The organism is Pseudomonas sp. HY2-MNA-CIBAN-0224 (genome assembly GCF_040310285.1).
GTDB lineage: Bacteria > Pseudomonadota > Gammaproteobacteria > Pseudomonadales > Pseudomonadaceae > Aquipseudomonas > Aquipseudomonas helleri.
Genome location: NZ_JBEOPQ010000064.1, coordinates 1 through 15,007, shown reverse-complemented (window position 1 = coordinate 15,007; position 15,007 = coordinate 1). Strand labels below are relative to the sequence as shown.

Sequence of the window (15,007 nt, the reverse complement as noted above, 5' to 3'; positions counted from 1 at the left end):
TCGAGTAAGACATGAGCGACCTGTTACTGATAGATGATGACCAGGAGCTGTGTGAGCTTCTGAGCAGTTGGTTAAGCCAGGAAGGCTTCCAGGTACGCGCTTGCCACGACGGCCTGAGCGCCCGCAAGGCGTTGCTCGAGGCCAGCCCCGATGCGGTGGTGCTGGACGTGATGCTGCCCGACGGCAGTGGTCTGGAGCTGCTCAAGCAACTGCGCAACGACCACCCTGACCTGCCCGTGCTGATGCTGTCGGCCCGTGGCGAACCGCTGGACCGTATTCTCGGCCTCGAACTGGGCGCCGATGACTACTTGGCCAAACCCTGTGACCCTCGCGAACTGACCGCCCGCTTGCGCGCTGTCTTGCGCCGCAGCCACCCGGCCGCCGTGTCCACCCAACTGGAGCTGGGCGATTTGTGTTTCAGCCCGGCGCGGGGCGTGGTCACCATCGACGAACATGACATTCCCCTGACCGTGTCTGAAAGCCGTCTGCTTGAGGCGTTGCTGCGCCAGCCCGGCGAGCCGCTGGATAAACAGGAACTGGCGCAAATTGCCCTGGGCCGCAAGCTAACCTTGTACGACCGCAGCCTCGACATGCACGTGAGCAACCTGCGCAAAAAGATCGGCCCCCACCCCGATGGCCGCCCACGCATCATGGCGCTGCGCAGCCGCGGCTATTTTTATAGCGCATAAGAACCTGTAGTCGCTGCCGAGGCACGAGGCTGCGATGTGGGCCGCAGGACCACCGCCAAGGGCCGCTTCGCACCCCATCGCAGCCTCGTGCCTCGTCAGCGGCTACAGGGTTTTCGCAGGGTTTGGCGTTATGTAAACCTCACCCCAAAACGTCTTTACCTAAGCTTTACGCTCGACTGACAGCCATTGACCTTGATCTCCCTAAACTGGGCGCATCCGGATTCACCGGAACCGTACTAAGGAGACACACCATGCGTAAGACTCTAATTGCTCTGATGTTTGCTGCAGCCCTGCCAACCGTCGCAATGGCCATGCCTGGTGGTGACGGCCCAATGGGTCCACGTCACGGCGGTGAGCACGGTCGCGGCGATGCCCCTTACAGCCAACTGGACCTGAGCCGCGAACAGCGCCAGCAGATCGGCAAGTTGATGGGCGAGCAAATACACGAACGTAAACAACTGGTTGAGAAGTACCTGGAAAAACTCCCGGCGGCTGATCAAAAGGCGCTGAAAGACGAAATCGCTGCCAAGCATCAGAAAACCCAGAGCGATATTCGTGCGCTGCTCAAGCCTGATCAGCAAAAAACGTTCGATGAGATGCAAAAAAAACGCGCTGAACGCCAAGCAGAATGGAAACAGTTCAAGGAGTGGAAAGCTCAGCAGGCTCCAAAAGCGCAATAATCTAGTCTGTTACCAAGCCCAACGGCCCCCCCGGTCGTTGGGCTTTGGTCGTTTCAATCATTTACCTGTGAGGAATTACTGTGCGTTCACTGTTTTGGCGGATTCTGGCCAGTTTTTGGCTGGCGATAGCCTTGGTCGCAGGGCTCTCGATTCTGTTGGGGCATATGCTCAATCAGGACGCCTGGATCCTCAGTCGCCACCCCGGCCTGCATAATCTGGCGCAACAGTGGACCGAACGTTTTGAAACCCAAGGCCCAGACGCCGCCCAAGATTTCCTCGAACGGCGCAAGCGTCGTTATCACATTGACGTCCAGGTGCTTAACGAAAGCGGCGACCCGGTGGTGGAAGGGACCTTTCCACGCCGCGCTGCGGTTTGGGAAGCCCGTCAGGGGCGCGGCAAGGAGCAACTGCCGTGGCGCCGCCTGACCGTCGAGTACACCAGCCCCAAGACCGCCGAAACCTACTTGCTGATTTACCGCATTCCGCACCCGGAGCTGGACGCCTGGCATCGCCAAAGCCTGATCTGGCCGCTGAGCGCGCTGGGGATTGCGCTGGTGGTGCTGACCTTGTTCAGTTTGCTGGTCACGCTGTCGATCACCCGCCCGTTGAGCCGCCTGCGCGGGGCCGTGCACGATTTGGGGCAAACCACCTATCAGCAAAACAGCCTGGCGCAACTCGCATCACGGCGTGATGAGTTTGGCGTGCTGGCCACTGACTTCAACCGCATGGGCGCCCGCCTGCAAAGCTTGATCGGCAGTCAGCGCCAACTGCTGCGCGATGTGTCCCACGAATTGCGCTCACCGCTGGCACGTTTGCGCATCGCATTGGCGTTGGCCGAACGGGCCGGGCCAGAAGAACGCGAAAAGCTCTGGCCACGCCTGACCCGCGAGTGCGACCGCCTGGAGTCCTTGATCAGCGAAATTCTCGCGCTGGCCAGGGTTGATGCCGATCAAGCCAGCGCCGAACCCATTGAGCTGAACCCTTTGCTCGCCACGGTCCAGAAAGACGCCTCACTGGCCGCCCCCGAGCAACGGGTGCAGCTCAATGCCGAGCCTGACCTGAGCATCAGCGGCTGGCCGACCATGATTGAACGCGCCGTGGATAACCTGCTGCGCAACGCTCAGCGCTTCAACCCGCCAGAACAACCGATTGAATTGACCGCACAACGCTCGGGCGACCACATCGCCATCAGCGTGCGCGATCACGGCCCGGGGGTGGCTAAAGAGTATTTGGCGCATCTGGGCGAGCCGTTCTTCCGGGCACCGGGCCAAACGGCGGCAGGCCATGGGCTGGGCCTGGCGATTGCCCGCCGTGCGGCAGAACGCCATGGCGGCAGGTTGTTGCTGGACAATCACCCGCAGGGCGGGTTTGTTGCCACGCTGGAGTTGCCGTTGGAGCCTAATGCCACTTAGCGAGCTTGATTCGCGATCGCTTAAAGATCAAAAAAGCCCCTCACCCTAGCCCTCTCCCGCAGGAGAGGGAACCGATTGGGGGATGCTGAAGATACTAGGTAGCCTGTTTGCTGCGCGACAGCGCGGCATCGAAGACGGGGCGGTATCGTAAACGCTTAGGCTGACCAGGCTTTGACGAATTCGGCGCTGTTCACTTTTGGCGCATCACGCAGGTCGTTCTGCGGGGTGCCCAGGTACAGGAACGCAACCACTTCTTCGCCGTCTTCCAGACCCAGACCCTTGGCCACGTGTGCGTTGTAGGACAGCTCGCCAGTACGCCACACCGCGCCAATGCCTTGGGCAAACGCGGCCAGTTCAATGGCGTGGGCAGCGCAACCGGCGGTAATTAACTGCTCGGACTTCGGCACTTTGAAGTGCTCCTGCAAACGTGCCACGACCACCACCACCAACGGCGCCCGCAATGGCATGGCCCGCGCCTTGTCCAGTGCCGCCTGGGTCACTTCACCGCCCTGCCCTTGCACCGCTTGGGCCAGGATTTCACCCAGTTGATTGCGCGCTTCACCTTCAACCGTCAAAAAACGGTAAGGCCGCAGTTGGCCGTGATCCGGAGCGCGCAAGGCGGCCGCGAACAAGACTTCACGTTGCTCGGCCGTCGGCGCAGGGTCCAGCAAGCGCGGGGCAGATACACGGTTAAGCAAAGCGTCGAGAGCCTCCATTGGCCACCTCCTGAAGAAAATGTGCGGCTATTCTAACGGTATCCATCGAAAGTCTGGCGGTTTACATCGCTCAGACCACAGGTAGAATGGCGCCCCCCTTCAATCCCGAGCTGATTTCATGGCACTGCCGACTTTACGCATTATCGGTTTTGTAATCGGCATCTTCCTGATTACGCTCGCGGTCAGCATGTCTGTGCCGATGCTGACGCTGGTCATTTTTGACCGGATGAGTGATCTGCCGTCCTTTCTGTGGGCCAGCCTGATCACCTTCGTCGCCGGTCTGGCACTGGTGCTGCCCGGCCGTCCGGAGCAGGTGCACCTGCGCCCGCGGGACATGTATCTGCTGACGGTCTCGAGTTGGCTGGTGGTGTGCATTTTTGCAGCGCTGCCGTTTTTGCTGACGCAGCACATCAGTTACACCGACTCATTTTTCGAAAGCATGTCCGGGATTACCGCCACCGGTTCCACGGTGCTGAGCGGGCTGGACACCATGACGCCGGGTATTTTGATGTGGCGATCGATGCTGCACTGGCTCGGCGGCATCGGCTTTATCGGGATGGCGGTGGCCATTCTGCCGTTGCTGCGCATCGGTGGTATGCGCCTGTTCCAGACCGAATCGTCTGACCGCTCAGAAAAAGTCATGCCGCGCTCGCACATGGTGGCGCGCCTTATTGTCGCCACTTATGTCGGCATCACCATTCTCGGCAGCCTGGCGTTCTGGTGGGCGGGCATGAGTGTGTTTGACGCGATCAACCATGCCATGTCGGCGATTTCCACTGGCGGGTTTTCAACCTCGGACCAGTCTCTGGCCAAGTGGACGCAACCGGCGGTGCACTGGGTGGCCATTGTGGTGATGATTCTCGGCAGCCTGCCTTTTACCTTGTATGTGGCGACATTGCGCGGCCATCGTCGGGCATTGTTCAAGGATCAACAGGTTCAAGGGTTGCTCGGGCTGCTGGTGGTGACCTGGTTCGTCATGGGCACCTGGATGTGGTGGACCACCGACATGTCGTGGTGGGACGCCTTTCGTCATGTGGCGCTGAACGTTACGTCGGTGGTAACCACCACCGGCTTTGCCCTGGGCGACTACAGCTTGTGGGGCAACTTCTCGCTGATGCTGTTTTTCTACCTGGGTTTTATCGGGGGTTGCTCGGGCTCGACGGCGGGCGGAATCAAGATTTTCCGCTTTCAGGTTGCCTACATACTGCTCAAGGCCAACCTTAACCAACTGATTCACCCCCGTGCGGTGATCAAGCAAAAGTACAATGGGCACCGCCTCGACGAAGAAATCGTGCGCTCGATTTTGACCTTTTCGTTCTTCTTCGCCACCACCATCTGCGTGATTGCACTGGCGTTGTCACTGCTTGGCCTGGACTGGATGACCGCCCTCACCGGCGCCGCCAGTACGGTGTCTGGTGTGGGGCCGGGGCTGGGTGAAATCATCGGCCCGTCGGGTAATTTCTCCAGCTTGCCGGATGCCGCCAAATGGATTCTGTCGTTTGGCATGTTGCTTGGGCGCCTGGAGATCATTACCGTGTTCGTATTGTGTGTTCCGGCGTTCTGGCGGCATTGATTCAATCAGAGGTTCAGCATGGGCCAAATCCTGTCACTGCGTCATTACCGCCAGGACGTGATCGCGCACAGCCATGAGCATGCGCAACTGGTGATCAGTTTGTCCGGCCTGCTCGACTTTGAAGTCGACGGCCGGGCCAGCCTGTTGCGCCAGCAGCACCTGATGGTGATCCCGGCCGGGGCCCATCATATTTGCGGCAGCGAACAAGGCAGCCAATGCCTGGTGCTCGATGTACCGGGCCAGGACTGGCTCGGCGAGTCGCTGGGCAGTCACGCCGACGCCAGCCGCCGTTTGCTCGACAACGCCGGGCACTTGAGCCTCGACGCCAACCAACATCAACTGGTGAGTTGGCTGGCCGCCAGCCCGGTGAACGACCCCTTGATCGCCCGGCAAGGCGCGATCCTGTTGCTGGCGAGCCTGAACAACGCTGTCGAACCGGTAACTGCAAACCGTCTGCCTTTCGCCGCACTGGATGCCTACATTGAGCAAAACCTCGCCTACCCGCTTCAGGTCATGGATCTGGCGCGAGTCGCAGGTTTGTCCTGCGCGCGTTTGCACAGCCGCTTCGTCAGTGAATGCGGGGTTACGCCCATGGACTACATTCGCCAGCACCGTCTGAACACGGCATTGCAGCTTTTGCGCAACAGCGCCCTGCCCATGGGCGAAGTGGCCAGCCGGGTTGGCTACGCCTCGCAAAGTGCCTTCAGCGCGGCCATGCTGCGGGAATTTGGCGCGTCACCTTCGAGGCTGCGCCGCGAGTCTGGCGACAACTGACGCGAGTCTGGCGACAGACACCGTGCAAGCCCAGAGCCTAGACTGCCTGCCTTGCCTGTATCGACTTAAGGACTGCAATGACTCCGCGTACCGCCTTGGGCGCCCTGCATATTGGCGCACTGATGTTCGGCCTGACCGGCGTGTTCGGCAAACTCGCCGCCGCGTCGGCTTCCATTATTGTGTTTGGCCGGGCCGGTTTCGCGGTGCTGGCGCTAGCCTTCTTTGCTGCACTGGCCAAAAGCACGCGCTGGAAAAAACTGGCACTGCGCGATGCGCGTAACCTGCTGATCAGCGGCTTGCTGCTGGCCGGGCATTGGGTGAGTTTTTTTGTTTCGGTCAAAATTGCCGGGGTGGCGATTGCGACCTTGGGCTTTGCCAGCTTCCCGGCATTTACCGTGATCCTCGAAGGGCTGATTTTCCGCGAGCGCATCCGCCTCAATGAAGTGATTCTGGTGTTGCTGGTCAGTATCGGCCTGATTCTGGTGACCCCCAGCTTCGATCTGGCCAGCCAGGCCACTGAAGGGCTGATCTGGGCCATTGCCTCGGGCCTGCTGTTTTCGCTGCTGTCGCTGAATAACCGGGCCAACAGCGGACGCGTGCCCGCGGTGCAGGCAGCGATGTGGCAAAACGCAGTGGTCGCCTTGTGCCTGCTGCCTTTTGCGGCACCGGGTCTGAGCGAAGTTCGACCGCTGGACTGGCTGTGGATCGCCTTGCTCGGGGTGTTCTGCACAGGCTTGGCCCATAGCCTGTTTGTCGCCAGCCTGGCGGTGATCAAAGCGCGCACGGCGGCCGTGGTCTTCGCCTTGGAGCCGGTGTACGGCATCACCCTGGCGTGGCTGATATTCCACGAAACCCCGACGCTGCGCATGCTGGTTGGCGGGGTATTGATCATCGTCGCGATTGTGGTATCGAGCCGCCTCAGCAGCGGCCCGACGCCGAAACAAGCCGTGCTCGATTCAGCCGCTCACTGAACCCGGTCGTTGTGCCCCAAATCACGCTGCGGGTCGATCTGATCGCGGACCCGCTGCTTGAGCACCTTGGCTTCGGGGAAGCCGCCGTCGGCCTTGCGCTCCCAGATCTGCACGCCGTCACAGGTAATGCGAAACACACCGCCTGTACCCGGTTCCAGCGCCACTTGGCGCAAATCGTCAGCAAATGTACTGAGCAGCTCTTGCGCCAACCAGGCCGCCCGGAGCAACCACTGACATTGCGTGCAATAAGTGATGACAATTTGCGGCTTGCTGGCGGTCATGTTTCTAAAACTCCTGGAGGTAAAGGCGCCGCTATAATAGCCGCCTTTGTCGCTTGCCCAGAGATTCATGATGCGCCGTCTGCTGATTTTCCTGCTTCTGTGTTTAAGCCCGTTGGCGCTGTTGGCTGCTGAAAAGCCCCAGCCCAAAATCGGTTTGGTGCTGTCCGGGGGCGCCGCCCGTGGCCTGGCCCACGTCGGCGTACTCAAAGCGCTGGAAGAGCAAGGCATTCATATTGATGCCATCGCGGGCACCAGCATGGGCGCGGTGATTGGCGGGCTGTATGCCTCGGGCTACAAGATTGATGAGCTGGAAAAGCTCGCCCTGAGCATCGACTGGCAAGAAGCGCTGTCAGACAGCCCCGCCCGCGAGGACATCCCGTTCCGGCGCAAGCAGGATGACCGGGATTTTCTGGTCAGACAAAAGCTCAGCTTCCGTGACGATGGCAGCCTGGGCCTGCCATTGGGCGTCATTCAGGGGCAAAACCTGGCATTGCTGCTGGAAAGCCTGCTGGCGCACAGCAGTGACGTGCGCGACTTCGACAAACTGCCCATCCCGTTCCGTGCCGTGGCCACCGACATCGTCAGTGGCGAGAAAGTGGTGTTCCGCAAAGGCCATCTGCCTCAGGTGATTCGCGCCAGTATGTCGATCCCGGCGGTGTTTGCTCCGGTGGAAATCAACGGCCAGTTGCTGGTGGATGGCGGCATGGTCGACAACATTCCGGTGGACGTGGCCCGCGAGATGGGCGTCGACCTGGTGATTGTGGTCGACATCGGTACGCCACTGCGGGGGCGCAAAGAGCTCAACACGGTCTTCGACATTCTTAACCAGTCCATCACCCTCATGACCCGCAGCAACTCTGAGGTTCAACTGGCCACGCTAAAACCGGACGACGTACTGATCAAACCGTCGCTCGCGAGCATTGGCGCGACGGATTTTGGCCGCTCGGAAGAGATCATCAATGCCGGCTATCGCGCGACGCAGATCCTGGAGAGCCGTCTGGCCAGCCTGCGCCAGCCCGCCGATGCGCAACTGAGCATTGCCCGCTCCGCCGAAGAGCGGACCCCGGTGATTACCGCGATCAAAATCGAGAACGACTCGAAAATCGACGATTCAGTGATCCGCTATTACATCCGCCAACCGGTCGGTGAACCGCTGGATCTCGCGCGTTTGCAACGGGACATGGGCACGCTGTACGGCCTGGATTATTTTGATCAAGTGCAATACCGCGTGGTGCACAAAGGTCAGGAGCGCACCCTGGTGATCAGCGCCCGGGCCAAGCGCAGCGGCACCGATTTCCTGCGTCTGGGCATCAACCTCTCGGATGACATGCACGGCGACAGCGCCTTCAACCTCGGCGCCAGCTACCGGGTCAATGGCATCAACCGCCTGGGCGCCGAGTGGCTGACGCGGGTGCAAATTGGCGATAAGCAAGAGCTGTACAGCGAGTTCTACCAACCGCTGGATGCGGGCTCGCGTTTCTTTGTGGCGCCGTATATCAACGCTCAATCGCAAAACGTCGAGGCCATTCTGGATAACGACCCGATTGCCGAATACCGTCTTGAGCGCTATGGATTTGGCTTGAACCTGGGCCGCCAGATCGGCAATAGCGGTGAGATCCGCGTGGGCGTCGGTGAGGCATGGGGCAAGGCCGATGTACGAATCGGCGAGCGTGATTTGCCGAGCACCAGCTTCACCGAAGGCTTTTATGACGTGAAGTACTCGTTCGACTCGCTGGATAACGTTTACTTCCCGCACACGGGCGAAGACATCAGCTTGAAGTTTCGCCAGTTTGACCCGGCGCTGGGCTCGGACGAGCGTTATCGCCAATGGGAATTCAACCTCGACAAGGCCCTGAGTTCGGGGCCGAACACTTGGATTTTGGGTGGGCGTTACGGGCGTACGCTGGACCAGGCCAATGTTGTGACCTCAAGCTTTTTGCTCGGCGGTGCGCGGCAGCTGTCCGGGTTCCGTGAGGATGCGATTTCGGGGCAGAACATCAGCTTGATGCGGGCTGTTTACTATCGCCGCCTGACGCCGCGCTCGTACCTGCCGCTTGATTTCCCACTGTATGCCGGTGCATCACTGGAACGCGGCCGCGCCTGGAACAATGACAACGAGTTCGACAGTGGCTACATCAATGCCGCGAGCATTTTTATTGGTTTTGATACACCGCTGGGCCCGCTGAATTTCAGCTACGGGATTAACGATGACAATCAGAAGGCGTTGTATTTGAACCTGGGGCAGACGTTCTAAGCTGTGCTCTTGTAGGAGGGAGCTTGTCTCGCGATCTTTTAAACGTTCAAAAGATCGCGAGGCAAGCTCGCTCCTACAGACAGAGGCAGGGGGAATCAGTTCTTTTCGAGGTTTTCGAGGATGCGCTTGTGTACGCGCATGCAGATGCGCTGCTCTTCTTCGTCTATGCCGACAAACAATTCCTGACGCAACGCGGTGGCGATGGCCTCGATCTGGGCGATCAAGGGCAAGGCTGACTCACTCAATTCGATTTTCTTGGCGCGGCGGTCTTCCAGCACCGCCTGACGTTTGACCAGGCCTTGGGCTTCGAGGCTATCGAGCAAACGCGCGAGGGTCGGACCTTCAACCCCGACACTTTGCGCCAATTCCCGCTGGGTAGGCTTGCAGTCGAATCGTGCCAGATGCAGCAGCACCAGCCAGCGGGCCTGCGACAGACCGAGACCGGCCAGGCGTCGATCCAGCTCGGCACGCCAGCCACGAGACATTTGGGCCAACTGCATACCAAAACGGTGTTGATCGGTTAACGGCATAAAAAACTCAATGTTTAGACTGAAAAAGAGTGAAACCAATTGTTAGTCAGCTAAGCATGGAGCTTGCACATAGGCAAGACCTGTATGTCAATCAATTCGTTACATGCCAATAACCGTTACATTTCGAATTCAGATTGCAGGGCGGCGCGCACGCAATACAGCACGCCTTCCGGTACTCGACCTTTGAACTGTTCGGCGATGCTGGCCACGCTTGGCAATTCGCCCTCACCGTCCAGGAACGCATCCTGCACTTCTTCCATCAGCTCTTCAGGCAAGTCCAGCGCTTGCTCCAGCGACAGTTCTTGACGCCCTATGGCTTCGGCCAGCAGCGTGTAGACGTTCTTTTCAGAGCACTGCAATTGCCCGGAAATCTGCAGCGGGGTCATGCCGGCGCGTGCCAGGCTGATCAGTTCGTGGCGGATGTCCGCGACCACTTTCGGCGCCTCGGCCTGCCCACCCAGCACTTCGAGGAACGCCTCGCCGTAACGCTCCAGTTTGCGTGCACCAATACCGCCGACCTTGGCCATGTCGGCCAGCGACGTCGGCTGGCTGCGCAGCATTTCGAGCAACGTTGAGTCGGGGAAGATGACGTAAGGCGGGACGCCGTGCTCTTCGGCCAGCTTGCGGCGCAAGGCGCGCAAGGCTTCCCACTGTTCGCGCTCGTCGCCACGTACCAGTTGGCTGGCCGGGCTGGCAGAGCTGCTTTTGACCGTGGTTTGCGGCTTGAGCTCGCGACGCAGCTCGAGCGTCACTTCGCCGCGCAACAAAGGCCGGCACGTGTCGCTCAAACGCAAACCGCCGTAGCCTTCGATATCAATGTCGGCCAGACCCCGGGCAACCAGTTGACGGAACAAGGTGCGCCAATCGCCTTCGGATCGGGCCTTGCCTACGCCGAAGACCGACAGGTGCTGATGGCCCATGCTGCGGGTTTTTTCGTTTTCGCGGCCCAGCAACACGTCGATCAGGTGACCGGTGCCATAACGCTGGCCGGTACGATAAATCGCTGACAACGCCTGCCGCGCCGGTTCTGTGGCGTCCCAGGTTTGCACGCCGTCGACACAGTTATCGCAATGTCCACATGGCTGAGGCATGTCTTCATCAAAATACGCAAGCAAGGTCTGACGACGGCAGCGGGTTTCTTCGCACAGAGCCAGCATCGCGTCGAGCTTGTGATGCTCCAGACGCTTGTGGCGCTCGTCGCCTTCGGAGTTTTGCAGCATCTGCTTGAGCATCACCACGTCTTGCAGGCCGTAAGCCATCCAGGCATCTGCCGGCAAGCCATCACGGCCCGCACGGCCGGTTTCCTGGTAGTACGCCTCAAGGGATTTGGGCAGGTCCAGGTGCGCCACGAAGCGCACGTTGGACTTGTCGATGCCCATGCCAAAGGCGATGGTCGCGACCATGATCAGCCCTTCTTCATTGAGGAAGCGCTTTTGGTTGGCGGCACGGGTTTCGTTGGGCAGACCGGCGTGGTACGGCAAGGCCGGGAAGCCCTGGTCGCACAAAAACTGCGCCACTTCGTCGACCTTTTTACGCGACAGGCAATAGACGATACCGGCATCGCTGCGCCGCTCCGAGAGAAACGCCAGCAATTGTTTGCGCGGCTGCTCTTTGGGCACGATGCGGTAAAAAATGTTGGGGCGGTCGAAGCTCGACAAAAAACGCTCCGCGTTCTGCAAATGCAGGCGGGTGACGATTTCTTCGCGGGTGCGTTTGTCGGCGGTGGCGGTCAGGGCGATGCGCGGTACATGGGGGAACATCTCGGCCAGTTGGCCCAGTTGCAGGTACTCCGGACGGAAGTCATGCCCCCACTGCGACACACAGTGCGCTTCGTCGATCGCAAACAGAGCGATGTCCAGGCTCTGCAGAAAGGCCATCATGCGCGGCTGCACCAGACGCTCTGGCGCCAGGTAGAGCATTTTGACTTCGCCACGGCGGATCCGGTTGGCCAGGTCGCGCTGCTGATCGGCACTCAATGTCGAGTTCAGGGAGGCGGCGGCGACGCCCAGTTCTTCGAGCGTGGCGACCTGATCGTCCATCAAGGCGATCAACGGCGAGACCACCACCGCCAGGCCGTCACGCAACAGCGCCGGGACCTGGAAACACAAGGACTTGCCGCCGCCGGTGGGCATCAGCACCAAAGCGTCGCCACCACTGGCCACGCGCTCAATGATGTCACCCTGACGGCCACGGAAACTGTCGTAGCCGAAGATGTCTTTGAGTACGCGTTGAGCCTGTTCGAGCATAGAAACTCCAGAAATCGCCGAAACACCCCTGCGTCAGCGGGACCCGGCGCGGCCTCAAGCGGCATTAAAACCCTTGGGCGCAGAGCGCTGGAGCCGCTGTCTTGACCGCAGGGCATCACAAAACGCGGCAGTATACCCGAGCACTCCACCCTACAGGGCGCTGTGATTGCAGTACCGATCACCGGGAAGTGATGGCAAATGTGCGCAACGACTGGCTTGGGCGCTCAAGAAAGCCTAGAATTCGGTATTGTTTATTTTCTAGGTAGTCCCTTAATGTCCTTCGCTGAGCAACTAACCCGCCTGCAAGCCTTCCTCGACGCTGACGAGCTGCATGACGAGGCGCTGGACTACGTAGCCACTCACGGCTACCTGACTGCCCTGTCCATCTGCGCTGAAGAAGTGCCTGAGCGTGAATGGATCGACGCCATTTTCTCTGAAACCCCGAACTACAAAGACGACGCCCAGCGCGAAGAGATCGAAGGTTCCCTGGTTAAACTCAAGGACCACATCGCTCGCCAGTTGGCTTCGGACGAAGAGTTCGAGCTGCCGTGTGATCTGGACCTCGGCGACGAGCCGGATGAGTCCGATCTGCGCGGCTGGTGCATCGGCTTTATGGAAGGCGTGTTCTTGCGCGAAGCGGCCTGGTTCGAAACCGCCGAAGAAGAAGTCAGCGAAATGCTGCTGCCGATCATGGTCGGTTCGGGCCTGTTCGACGACCAGCCTGAATTCGCCGATATCGCTCAGGACGCCAACCTGATGGACGACATGATCGTGCAGATCCCGGAAGCCCTGACCGCCTTGTTCCTGCTGTGCCATGCCCCTGACGAAAAACCGGCCATCCTCAAGCCGCGTCACCACTGATTCAATGCCCGGCCCCTCGTTCAGCAGCCGTTCGCGGCTGCTGCGTTACGTTCTGTTTGCCATTGGCTGGCTGAGCGTAGCGCTGGGGGTTCTGGGGATCTTCCTGCCGGTACTGCCCACCACCCCCTTTCTGCTCTTGGCTGCCGCCTGCTTTGCGCGCAGTTCCCCACGGTTTTACCAGTGGCTGGTCGAACACCCTCGACTGGGGCCCTGGATCCGCGACTACCTCGACGGTAACGGCATTCCGCTCAAGGCCAAGGTCTACGCCATTGGTTTGATGTGGCTGAGCATTGGTGTGTCCTGCTACCTGGTGCCGTTGCCTTGGGCGCGAGGGTTTATGCTGCTCAGCGCGGTGCTGGTGAGCCTTTATATCCTGCGCCAGAAAACCCTGGAAAAACCCTGAAGATCAAAGCGTCGCGAGCTCGCTCCTACAGAAGGGGTTTTGTAACGTGGTTGCGCTGGTAAGTGTCGGCGCCCATGGCTTCGATCTGCCCTTCGATCAGCGCTTCAAACGGGCGCAGCAGCGGTGCATAGGACGCCGGGGCTTCGAGGATGTCCAGCGCCTGAACGATGGCTTCCACGGTCGACAAAGCCCCTGGCCCTGGTGCCTTACGCAGCCGGTAACGGGACACAGCGCCCTCGGGCAAGGTCACCCGTGGCAACTGTGCCAGCAACGGGTTGAGATGCAGCAGTTTGCGCGCCTTGCGCCATGTGCCATCGGGCACCACCAACAGCAGTTTTTCAGTTGACGTAGCATCCGCCTGTAGCGGTTGCGCACCCTCCCCCGGAAACAACAACCGCGTCTGATACCCCGGCGGGTTGAGCAGCGTGTGCAAATCCTCAAACACTTCGCCCACTCGCAGCTCAGCGTTGGTCAGCCCCAAGGCCGCCAGCCGTGCAGTGTTCAGCGCATGATTGACTTCACTGGGGTGCTGTAACAGCAAGACGCGGGTGTGGCTGTCCAGCTGTGGGATCAAGTCGCACAGGCAGTGCGTTTGCGGGCGCAAGCAGCGAGGGCATTGGGCACGGGACATAGCGATAACGCTCTCTTCAAGGTTGATTTAGCTGCGCTTTGAGTAGGTCGCGAAACGTTTGAATCAGCGGCTCACGGCTACGGCCACGGCGCACGATCATCGAAAACGGTGCCTGATAACCAAAGGTGGCCGGCAGCAGCACACGCAAGTCACCCTTCTCGACCCACGGCTCGGCGTAATGCTCGGGCAAGTAACCAATGTAGGCGCCGGAGAGCACCAGGATCAGTTGGGCTTCCATACTGTCAACGGTGGCCGCACTGTGTTTAAAGCCGTGCCGCGCCAACTCGGCCTGGCTCCAGTAGCCGCGCCCGACCATGCGTTGCTGGGTGATCACCGGCTCAGGAATTCGCCGCTCAGCGAACAAGGGATGCCGCGTGCTGCAATACAGCCAATGCTGCTCGCGATACAGCGGCTGGTAGACCAGACCGCTCATGCGCGACGAGAACGCACCGATGGCCAGATCAAGTCGGTTGTCTTGTACCCCGAGCTGTAGTTCGTAAGGGCTCATGACCGACAGGTGCAAGTGCACCGCCGGGTGCTCCTGGCTGTAGGCGCCAATGGCTTCGGCAAAGGGCAACGCTTTGTCACTGACCGTGGAGTCGATCACCCCCAGGTTCAAGGTGCCACGCAGCTCACCTTTGAGCGCGGCGGCGTACTGTTCAAAGCCTTCCAGCTCGCCCAATAGACGCAGGGTTTCCTGATGAAACAGCTCGCCCTTGCTGGTGAGGCTGAACCCGCCGCGCCCCCGATGGCACAGCACCAGCCCCAGATTGGCCTCCAGTTGGCTCATGTAGGTGCTGATGGCCGACGTCGACAGGTTGAGTTCCTGCTGCGCCGTGGCGAAACCCTGGTGCCGGACCACGCTGGCAAAGATTCGCAATAGTTTTAGATCGGGTAAAGCGTTGGCCATGAATGACTCACTTTTCACGGTAGGAGCGAGCTTGCCTCGCGATCTTTTCACGATCAAAAGATCGCGAGGCAAGCTC

At 60.0% G+C, this 15,007-nt stretch carries 15 protein-coding genes; 9 read left to right on the top strand and 6 right to left on the bottom strand.

All coding sequences use genetic code 11. The features are described 5' to 3' along the window. Positions 1-11: 11 nt before the first annotated feature. The 3 genes from AAEZ03_RS21765 (at position 12) to AAEZ03_RS21755 (ending at position 2,781) form a co-directional block, all read left to right on the top strand. Positions 12-689 (top strand): response regulator transcription factor, encoded by a 678-nt coding sequence (locus tag AAEZ03_RS21765; RefSeq protein WP_048371487.1) that lies wholly within the window; start codon positions 12-14, stop codon positions 687-689. 251 nt (positions 690-940) lie between these two features. Continuing rightward, a complete protein-coding gene (locus AAEZ03_RS21760) occupies positions 941-1,369 on the top strand; it encodes a Spy/CpxP family protein refolding chaperone (RefSeq protein WP_153373602.1) in 429 nt (142 codons plus the stop codon). A gap of 80 nt (positions 1,370-1,449) precedes the next feature. Beyond that, positions 1,450-2,781 (top strand): sensor histidine kinase, encoded by a 1,332-nt coding sequence (locus tag AAEZ03_RS21755; protein WP_273217517.1) that lies wholly within the window; start codon positions 1,450-1,452, stop codon positions 2,779-2,781. A gap of 155 nt (positions 2,782-2,936) precedes the next feature. Here AAEZ03_RS21755 and AAEZ03_RS21750 read toward each other — a convergent pair whose 3' ends face one another. Further along, positions 2,937-3,497: an NAD(P)H nitroreductase gene (locus tag AAEZ03_RS21750; protein WP_048371492.1), complete on the bottom strand. Its 561-nt coding sequence runs from the start codon at positions 3,495-3,497 to the stop codon at positions 2,937-2,939. 118 nt (positions 3,498-3,615) lie between these two features. On the opposite strand from AAEZ03_RS21750, the gene AAEZ03_RS21745 reads away from it, so the two are divergent. From AAEZ03_RS21745 to AAEZ03_RS21735, 3 genes are all read left to right on the top strand, one after another. Then, the gene (locus AAEZ03_RS21745; RefSeq protein WP_048386102.1) at positions 3,616-5,070 is read left to right on the top strand and encodes a TrkH family potassium uptake protein; all 1,455 of its coding nucleotides are present in this window, start codon (positions 3,616-3,618) and stop codon (positions 5,068-5,070) included. Between the two features lie 18 nt (positions 5,071-5,088). Then, the gene (locus AAEZ03_RS21740) at positions 5,089-5,844 is read left to right on the top strand and encodes a helix-turn-helix transcriptional regulator (protein WP_123752010.1); all 756 of its coding nucleotides are present in this window, start codon (positions 5,089-5,091) and stop codon (positions 5,842-5,844) included. 77 nt (positions 5,845-5,921) lie between these two features. After that, complete coding sequence (locus AAEZ03_RS21735) at positions 5,922-6,815, top strand: DMT family transporter (RefSeq protein WP_350581465.1); 894 nt, start codon at positions 5,922-5,924, stop codon at positions 6,813-6,815. On the opposite strand, the gene AAEZ03_RS21730 is transcribed toward AAEZ03_RS21735, so the two are convergent. Beyond that, entirely contained in the window at positions 6,809-7,096 is a 288-nt protein-coding gene (locus AAEZ03_RS21730; RefSeq protein ID WP_048371501.1) for an Rdx family protein, read from the bottom strand. The two genes, AAEZ03_RS21735 and AAEZ03_RS21730, sit on opposite strands and share 7 nt — an antisense overlap. 70 nt (positions 7,097-7,166) lie before the next feature. On the opposite strand from AAEZ03_RS21730, the gene AAEZ03_RS21725 reads away from it, so the two are divergent. Then, positions 7,167-9,350 carry a patatin-like phospholipase family protein gene (locus AAEZ03_RS21725; protein ID WP_350581490.1) on the top strand — a complete coding sequence of 728 codons (2,184 nt, stop codon included), beginning with the start codon at positions 7,167-7,169 and terminating at the stop codon, positions 9,348-9,350. A 95-nt stretch (positions 9,351-9,445) separates the two neighbouring features. Here the strand turns inward: AAEZ03_RS21725 and AAEZ03_RS21720 are convergent, their stop codons facing one another. After that, a complete protein-coding gene (locus AAEZ03_RS21720) occupies positions 9,446-9,880 on the bottom strand; it encodes a MarR family transcriptional regulator (protein ID WP_048371505.1) in 435 nt (144 codons plus the stop codon). Positions 9,881-9,996: 116 nt separating this feature from the next. Beyond that, a complete protein-coding gene (recQ, locus tag AAEZ03_RS21715) occupies positions 9,997-12,126 on the bottom strand; it encodes a DNA helicase RecQ (protein WP_048371507.1) in 2,130 nt (709 codons plus the stop codon). A gap of 273 nt (positions 12,127-12,399) precedes the next feature. Between recQ and AAEZ03_RS21710 the strand changes: the two genes are divergently transcribed. Continuing rightward, positions 12,400-12,987, top strand: coding sequence for a UPF0149 family protein (locus AAEZ03_RS21710; protein ID WP_048371508.1), 588 nt, complete (start codon positions 12,400-12,402; stop codon positions 12,985-12,987). Positions 12,988-12,991: 4 nt separating this feature from the next. Next, positions 12,992-13,390 carry a YbaN family protein gene (locus AAEZ03_RS21705; protein ID WP_082148754.1) on the top strand — a complete coding sequence of 133 codons (399 nt, stop codon included), beginning with the start codon at positions 12,992-12,994 and terminating at the stop codon, positions 13,388-13,390. Between the two features lie 25 nt (positions 13,391-13,415). Here the strand turns inward: AAEZ03_RS21705 and AAEZ03_RS21700 are convergent, their stop codons facing one another. Together AAEZ03_RS21700 and AAEZ03_RS21695 are read right to left on the bottom strand one after the other, a co-directional pair. Continuing rightward, a complete protein-coding gene (locus tag AAEZ03_RS21700) occupies positions 13,416-14,021 on the bottom strand; it encodes a tRNA-uridine aminocarboxypropyltransferase (protein WP_350581461.1) in 606 nt (201 codons plus the stop codon). Between the two features lie 16 nt (positions 14,022-14,037). Continuing rightward, the gene (locus AAEZ03_RS21695; RefSeq protein ID WP_048371511.1) at positions 14,038-14,931 is read right to left on the bottom strand and encodes a LysR family transcriptional regulator; all 894 of its coding nucleotides are present in this window, start codon (positions 14,929-14,931) and stop codon (positions 14,038-14,040) included. Positions 14,932-15,007 lie beyond the last annotated feature (76 nt).

Coding starts and splice junctions, on each gene's coding strand:
- AAEZ03_RS21765 (WP_048371487.1), top strand. CDS start 12: ATGAGCGACCTGTTACTGATAGATGATGACCAGGAGCTGTGTGAGCTT.
- AAEZ03_RS21760 (WP_153373602.1), top strand. CDS start 941: ATGCGTAAGACTCTAATTGCTCTGATGTTTGCTGCAGCCCTGCCAACC.
- AAEZ03_RS21750 (WP_048371492.1), bottom strand. CDS start 3,497: ATGGAGGCTCTCGACGCTTTGCTTAACCGTGTATCTGCCCCGCGCTTG.
- AAEZ03_RS21745 (WP_048386102.1), top strand. CDS start 3,616: ATGGCACTGCCGACTTTACGCATTATCGGTTTTGTAATCGGCATCTTC.
- AAEZ03_RS21740 (WP_123752010.1), top strand. CDS start 5,089: ATGGGCCAAATCCTGTCACTGCGTCATTACCGCCAGGACGTGATCGCG.
- AAEZ03_RS21735 (WP_350581465.1), top strand. CDS start 5,922: ATGACTCCGCGTACCGCCTTGGGCGCCCTGCATATTGGCGCACTGATG.
- AAEZ03_RS21730 (WP_048371501.1), bottom strand. CDS start 7,096: ATGACCGCCAGCAAGCCGCAAATTGTCATCACTTATTGCACGCAATGT.
- AAEZ03_RS21725 (WP_350581490.1), top strand. CDS start 7,167: ATGCGCCGTCTGCTGATTTTCCTGCTTCTGTGTTTAAGCCCGTTGGCG.
- AAEZ03_RS21720 (WP_048371505.1), bottom strand. CDS start 9,880: ATGCCGTTAACCGATCAACACCGTTTTGGTATGCAGTTGGCCCAAATG.
- recQ (WP_048371507.1), bottom strand. CDS start 12,126: ATGCTCGAACAGGCTCAACGCGTACTCAAAGACATCTTCGGCTACGAC.
- AAEZ03_RS21710 (WP_048371508.1), top strand. CDS start 12,400: ATGTCCTTCGCTGAGCAACTAACCCGCCTGCAAGCCTTCCTCGACGCT.
- AAEZ03_RS21705 (WP_082148754.1), top strand. CDS start 12,992: ATGCCCGGCCCCTCGTTCAGCAGCCGTTCGCGGCTGCTGCGTTACGTT.
- AAEZ03_RS21700 (WP_350581461.1), bottom strand. CDS start 14,021: ATGTCCCGTGCCCAATGCCCTCGCTGCTTGCGCCCGCAAACGCACTGC.
- AAEZ03_RS21695 (WP_048371511.1), bottom strand. CDS start 14,931: ATGGCCAACGCTTTACCCGATCTAAAACTATTGCGAATCTTTGCCAGC.